At 55.5% G+C, this 1,978-nt stretch carries 2 protein-coding genes; both read left to right on the top strand.

What is annotated here, in order from left to right; translation table 11 throughout:
- Positions 1-44 precede the first annotated feature (44 nt).
- Positions 45-377: a HigA family addiction module antitoxin gene (locus ACEW72_RS06665; RefSeq protein WP_373475602.1), complete on the top strand. Its 333-nt coding sequence runs from the start codon at positions 45-47 to the stop codon at positions 375-377.
- Positions 378-415: 38 nt separating this feature from the next.
- Positions 416-1,978: site-specific DNA-methyltransferase (locus tag ACEW72_RS06660; RefSeq protein WP_373475601.1), on the top strand; the 1,563-nt coding region annotated here is incomplete at its 3' end.

The raw sequence follows: 1,978 nt of genomic DNA, 5'->3' as shown, positions 1-1,978 counted from the left end.
TGCACAACTTGCTCTGTAGGATGACGGCTATGGGGAGGTGCGCGATGAGCGACGACCATGAAAATCGGCTGAAGGAACCCGCCCATCCTGGCGTTTTCGTAAAGCATGAGGTCTTGAAGCCGCTTGGTCTGTCGGTGACAGGTGCGGCGGAAGTGCTGGGTATCACGCGCCCCGCATTGTCGGCGCTTTTGAACGAACGCGCGCATTTGTCGCCGGAAATGGCAATCCGGATCGAAAAAGCCTTTGGCGTCTCAATGGAGACGCTGATGCGGATGCAGAACAGCTACGACATTGCCCAAGCCCGCAAACGGGAAGGGGAGATCAAGGTCGAACGGTACACAGGAAAACCGCATGATCCGCAGCCTGAGCTGCTGTGATCACGCGCAATAAGAGACGGTAGTAAGAAGGGGCAAGAATGACGGAGCTGAGTTTCAAGGGCAAAGAGTTTGTCTACAACCACCACCTGGCGGTGCCCTTCCGCCCGCTCGTGCCCCATGAAGACAAAGGCATCGGCCCTGTTGCCTTTGACGGCAACATGATTGTCCATGGTGACAACCTTCACGCCTTGAAGGCGCTGCTGCCCCTCTATGCGGGCAAGGTAGACTGCATCTTTATCGACCCTCCGTACAACACCGGCAACGAAGGCTGGGCTTACAACGATAACGTCAACGCGCCAATGATCCGGGAGTGGCTGGAGTCAAACCCCATCGGCATCGAGGACGGTCTGCGCCATGACAAATGGTGCGCTATGATGTGGCCACGACTGCGGCTGCTCTACGAGCTTCTCGCAGAGAATGGTAGCCTGTGGATCACATTGGATGACAACGAAGCGCAACGCGCGAAGTTGATGCTCGATGAGATTTTCGGCGAGGCCGGATTTGATGCCAATATTATCTGGCAAAAGAAATATACTGTCTCTGCTGATCATACGGGCATCGCGCCGATGCATGATCACTTGCTAGTTTACTCAAAATCCGAGTGGGTCCGCAACAAGCTGGAGCGGACCGAAGGCAAAGATGCCGCGTACAGATTTAAGGACGAGAACGGCATATTTCGGGTAAGCGACTACACCTGCAATAAGAATTCCGACGAGCGGCCGAACCTATACTATCCAATTACAAATCCAAACACGGGCGAGGAATGTTGGCCCAACCGAACGCGAGTTTGGGGGTATGGCGCGGAAGCGCATGCTGAAAACGAAGCCAGAAGGCTGGTGTGGTGGGGAGCCGACGGTAAATCCAGTACGCCAGCCTTCAAGCGTTATCGCCATCTTTTAAAAGATGGCGGAAAAATAGTGCCCGGCACGCTGTGGGATTGGGAATTTGCCGGGCATACAGACCTCGCGAGAAAGGAACTTCTCCAAATTCTGCCGGACATAGAATCGCGGGACGCAACAATAACGCCCAAGCCGACTAGCCTGATTGGTCGTGTCTTAGAAGTTGCCACGCATCAAAACTCTTTGGTCCTCGATAGCTTCGCCGGTTCAGCATCTACTGCCCATGCGACCTTGGCAACGAATGAACGCGACGGCGGCAACCGGCGCTTCATACTCGTGGAAGTGGAAGATTATGCTGATCGCCTGACGGCGGAGCGTGTCCGGCGCGTCATCAACGGCTACGATTTCAAGGGTACGCAGAAGACCGAACTTCTACGGGAGCGGTTGAACTGGCGCGCGCTCAGCAATGGCGGAGATCTTGTTCACAAAGTCGAAGCGATCGAAAACCTGCACAGCCACGAATACGACCGCATTAAGAAGGAAGTGAAAGATGCCGAATTGATTGTCATCGGCGAAAAGACGGTGGCGGAGCGCACCGAAGGTCTTGGCGGCAAATTCACCTATTGCACGCTCGGCGACCCCGTCGAGTTGGACAAGGTGCTGAGCGGGGAAACCCTGCCGCCCTATCCCGGTCTCGGCGCAGCGCTGTTCCATATGGCCACCAACCATGCGCTCGATCCTGCCGCAGTGCGAGAAGAGGAT

The sequence above is a fragment of the Sphingorhabdus sp. genome (assembly GCF_041737645.1).
In the GTDB taxonomy this organism is placed as follows: domain Bacteria; phylum Pseudomonadota; class Alphaproteobacteria; order Sphingomonadales; family Sphingomonadaceae; genus Sphingorhabdus_B.
The sequence above is the reverse complement of the archived record's forward strand: the minus strand, read 5'-3'. Positions and strand labels throughout refer to the sequence as shown.